The organism is Streptomyces synnematoformans (assembly GCF_039531005.1).
Lineage (GTDB): Bacteria > Actinomycetota > Actinomycetes > Streptomycetales > Streptomycetaceae > Streptomyces > Streptomyces synnematoformans.
Genome location: NZ_BAAAPF010000433.1, coordinates 1 through 4,624, shown reverse-complemented (window position 1 = coordinate 4,624; position 4,624 = coordinate 1). Strand labels below are relative to the sequence as shown.

The 4,624-nt window shown below is 61.2% G+C and carries 3 protein-coding genes; 2 read left to right on the top strand and 1 reads right to left on the bottom strand.

The genetic code is table 11. The features are described 5' to 3' along the window. Positions 1–1,532: MDR family MFS transporter (locus tag ABD317_RS33790; protein ID WP_344295138.1), on the bottom strand; the 1,532-nt coding region annotated here is incomplete at its 3' end. 431 nt (positions 1,533–1,963) lie between these two features. Here ABD317_RS33790 and ABD317_RS33785 point away from each other — a divergent pair. After that, positions 1,964–3,223, top strand: coding sequence for a GmrSD restriction endonuclease domain-containing protein (locus tag ABD317_RS33785; RefSeq protein ID WP_344295136.1), 1,260 nt, complete (start codon positions 1,964–1,966; stop codon positions 3,221–3,223). Then, the gene (locus tag ABD317_RS37940) at positions 3,108–3,860 is read left to right on the top strand and encodes an MAE_28990/MAE_18760 family HEPN-like nuclease (protein WP_425582508.1); all 753 of its coding nucleotides are present in this window, start codon (positions 3,108–3,110) and stop codon (positions 3,858–3,860) included. Before ABD317_RS33785 ends, ABD317_RS37940 begins: the two co-directional genes overlap by 116 nt. The last annotated feature ends 764 nt before the right edge of the window (positions 3,861–4,624 follow it).

The window sequence follows — 4,624 nt, the reverse complement described above, 5'->3', positions numbered from 1 at the left end:
CCGTCGCCCGGGGCGCCGTGACCGTCGCCCGGGGCGCCGTGACCGTCGCCCGGGGTGCCGTGGTCGTCGCCCGCGGCGCCGTGGTCGTCGGCCGGGGCCTCGATCCGCCGCGGCAGCGTCGCCGCCAGGGCGGTCATCAGCACGGCGAGGACCGCGGCGGCGCCGAACGCCAGCTTCATGCCGCTGACCTGCGCGGGCAGCGCGGCGACCCCGTCGTCGACCAGGCCGGTCGCCCGCGCCGACATCAGCGTCACCACCAGCGCGGTGCCCAGCGCCGCCGCGACCTGCTGCAGCGTGCCGAGGATGGAGCTGCCGTGGGAGTACAGGTGCGGGGGCAGCGCACCCATGCCGAGCGTGAAGACCGGCGTGAACGTCGCCGCCAGGCTCACCATTAGCAGCACGTGCAGGCCGAGGATCTGCCAGTACGGCATCGTCATCGAGATCTGGGTGTAGCCGGCGAGGGCGACCATGACGCCGGCCGAGCCCGGCAGCACCAGCCGGCGGCTGCCGAACCGGTCGAAGGCCCTGCCGACCGACGGCCCCAGCAGCCCCATCCCCAGCCCGCCGGGCATGACCAGCAGGCCGGTCTCCAGCGGGCTGAGGCCGCGGACGTTCTGCAGGTACAGCGGCAGCAGGATCATCGACCCCATCATCGCCAGGAAGCCGATGGCCATCACGGCCAGCGACCGGGTGAACGCGCCGTACCGGAGGGTGCGCAGGTCCATCAGCGGCGTGCCGGAGCGCTGCAGCTTCAGCTGGCGGAAGGCGAAGACGGCGATCGCCGCGATCCCGCCGGCGGCGATGCCGATCCCGAGCGTCCGGCGGTCGCTCTCGCCGATCAGGCTCAGCCCGTACACCAGGCCGCCGAAGCCGAGGGCCGCCACCCCGACGCTGAACCAGTCGATGGAGCTGACCTCGCGTTCGCCGACGTCCTCCAGCCTGCGCAGCCCGAACACGGTCACCGCGGCCGCGATCGGCAGCACGGCCACGAACAGCAGCCGCCACGAGCCGACCTGCAGGATGACCCCGGACACGGTCGGCCCGAGCGCCGGCGCCACCGACATCGCCAGCGTCACCTGGCCCATCACCTTGCCGCGGTGCTCCGCGGGCACCACCGTCATCAGCGTGGTCATCAGCAGCGGCATCATCACCGCCGTGCCGGCGGCCTGCACGATACGGCCCGCCAGCAGCACCGCGAAGGCCGGCGCGACCGCCGACAGCAGGGTGCCGGCGAGGAACGTGCCCATGGCCAGCGCGTACGCCCGGCGGGTGGTGACCCGCTGCAGGAACCAGCCGGTGACGGGGATGACCGCGGCCATCGTGAGCATGAAGGCGGTGGACACCCACTGCGCCGACCGCTCGGTGACGTGCATGGACTCCATCAGCCGCGGGATGGCGTTGATCATGATGGTCTCGTTGAGGATCACCACGAACGTCGCCAGGACCAGCAGCCGCACCACGACCGGCGTCCGCCCCCCGTCCGCCTCCGCCGCGGCGGATCGCTTCGATATCGCAGCTCGCACAACTCGCATGACAGCTCCTCGCCGGGGTTCCTGATCGCAGTCACCTCGCAGCCGAGGGGCCGCCGGACTGGATGGTCGGTTGCTTCACCGAGACAGACCGGCGGGCGCGCCGGAACTCATCGGCCCGCGTGAGCCTGCCACGTCCCGGCGTCGACCGCCTCCGCATTTTCCGCAGGTCAGGAAGCGCCCGAGGGGCGCGGCAAGAGCCCCCTGTCGGATTCGAACCGACGACCTACGCTTTACAAGAGACCGGAGGGAGTGGTCCGCTGACGTCGGGCGGTGTGCGTCAACGCAGGTCAGCCCGCAGGCTGGACCTCAGCTGCCACCGCCAGGCGTCTGCGCACCTGCTACCGATCTTGCAACTCGGCAGCCATTGCATCTCGCGGGGCCCAAGGTTGTTTGCCTCTGCTGATCGACAGGGAATCTGAACGAGCTTTGTCGTGCCGGTCCCCCAGACGGCGACGATGGTGCAGAATGATCCAGGTCAGCACTCACGCTTTGGAGGGCGGATGACGCATAAACGCCCAAGTCAGGAAGCAGAGTTAAGATTGAGTCTCCAAGATGAGATTATCGAGCGGTCCCGCGAGATTCACACAGATCGCTACAGCATGTCCATCAACGAAGCATTGTCCATGTATCTCAATAACGACCTTGAGGTTCACCCGGAGTTCCAACGCATTTTTCGATGGCACATTAAGCAGCAGTCTCGACTGATCGAGAGTGTGTTCTTGGGAATTCCCGTTCCTCCCATTTTTGTTGCGGCTCGTCGCGACGGCGTTTGGGACGTAGTGGATGGCGTGCAACGACTTTCAACATTGTTCCGCTTCATGGGAGAACTCAAGGACGCTGACAACAATTTGGACAAACCTGAACCGTTGACCACAGGTGATTACCTTAAGAGCCTTGAAAACGTAGTTTGGGATTCAGGCAAGTTTGACGACACGGACACCGCGTCGTTTACGGAGTTGTCCGACGCGCAGAAAAGATTCTTCAAGCGGGCGCGCTTGGACTTCACTATTGTAGAACACACGAGTGACGAGCAAGCGAAGTTCGACCTCTTTCAACGGCTCAATAGCGGCACACACCTTTCCGAACAAGAGGCACGAAATTGTCTTGCCGTAATGCTGGACCCCTCATTTTACCGCTGGATGCAGAGTCTCGCTTCCCACGAACCCTTCGCCCGCTCAGTAGCGCTTAGTGAAAGGCAGATCGAGGAATCCTACGGCACTGAAATTGCCCTCCGCTACCTATCCATGGTTACGGCGGAGCGAACCGACTTGAACGGGCTCAAGGATGTAGGCGAGTTCCTCACGGGTCGAATGCGTCAGTTCATCGAAGAGAAGAAACTTCACCGTGAGGGCGAGAGGGAACGCTTCAACAATATCTTCGCTTGGCTCGATGACTCACTCGGAGAATCGGCCTTCAAGAGATACTCACATGCATCCGATAAATTTAGCGGTGCATTCACGGTCTCCGCTTACGAAGCCATCACCACAGGAATTGGACTTAACTATGACTACTGGAAGCATTTGGACTCTAAATCCCGTCAAAGATCTCTAGTAGATAGGGTCAAGGCCGTTTGGAGTGACAAAACTTTCCAATCTCGCATGGGTGCCGGAAAATCAGCAGACCTTAGGATCCCCCACATGTACGAAGTCGGAAAGAGGATCTTTTCTGGAGACTGGGTTGCGGACAGTTAATGAGTTGCAGGATTGGCTAGACCAAGATCTGGCGTGGCGTCGTAGTGAGCTGCACAGCTTTCTCAGCAGTGTACGAAGGACAAGATCAGACAGTGTAGCCCAAAGAGCGTTTTGCAGAGCAGGCATCCCGCTCCTGTACGCACATTGGGAGGGTTACACGAAATCCTCACTTTCCGCGTACCTTAAGTTCGTAGGTCGGCGCAAGCTAACGTACGCCGAGCTTGACGCCGGGTTCATTACACTCGCTGTTGAAGCAGCTATCGATTCAATGCACGGCGCATCCAGCACGCAGAGAAGTATTCAACGCGTTAAGACACTACTTGCAGATAACACGCGGGCGTCAATTCCGTGGAGGAGGGGCGTCGACACGAGGGCCAACTTGAACAGCGGACATTGCTTCGACCTCTTTGAGCTCCTCGGCCTAAACTCAGAACCCTTGCACCTTAAATCGCATCTTATTGATTACGAATTACTCCGCGTGCGAAACGAAGTGGCGCACGGCGAGTACTTGAACGTCGATCCGATAGCGTATGAAGAGCTGCATAGTACGGTGATCGATATTCTTAACTTTATACGCAACACCATATCCGCCGCTGCTGAGAATGGCAGTTACCGGCGAAACAAGCAGAAGCTCTAACAAAATTCAGACCCCAATTACAATCACAGATTTGCGATTAACCGCCGTTGCGTAAATCATGAGAATCAGGGACGTCTTCGTGGAGTGAGGGCGTCTCGAGTACGCGGTGTATCCGGCTTTCGCAGCGCTCACGAGACTCCTGCGCATGCACAGCTTGTCGATGATGGGTCTGACCTGCGAGGGCGCCATGGGCACGCAAACCATTAGACCACCGGTCGATCGAGCCGTACCGGCTCGGGCCGAGTTCATGGGGTCGATACCCCTTGTCAACGACCCCGTGCTCGCATCCGTGGCACGGACGTTCGTCAGAATCCTGCTGAAATAGTGGGGCTTCGGAGCGAACGTGGACAACACCGTTCTCATCTTCTCCGAACTATTCACCAATGTGTCGTGCACACTCGCGACCAGCCGGACGCCGGTATCAAAGTCTGTCTTCATTTCCGGGGTTCCGTGCTGCGGATTGAGATCCATCACCGGGATAGCAGGGTCCCTGAGGCCTGGTCGGTTGACTCATGGGATGAGTCCGGCCACGGATTGCCCATCGTGGAGGCGCTTGCTGTGGGCTGGGCTGTGATTCCATCACCGTCGGCAAGTACGTCTGATGTGAGATGGAGACCGCGCCCAAGCGGCAGAAGTGATGAGCATCGTCTTGCCACTGTGGTTCTACGCTGTCGTTCGGGCCGCGCCAGCGCGTCATGAGAGGGCAGCGTAAGAATGTGTCTCACGTGGCGAGTTTCGTGAGCTTTTTGTAGCAGGTCAGGGCT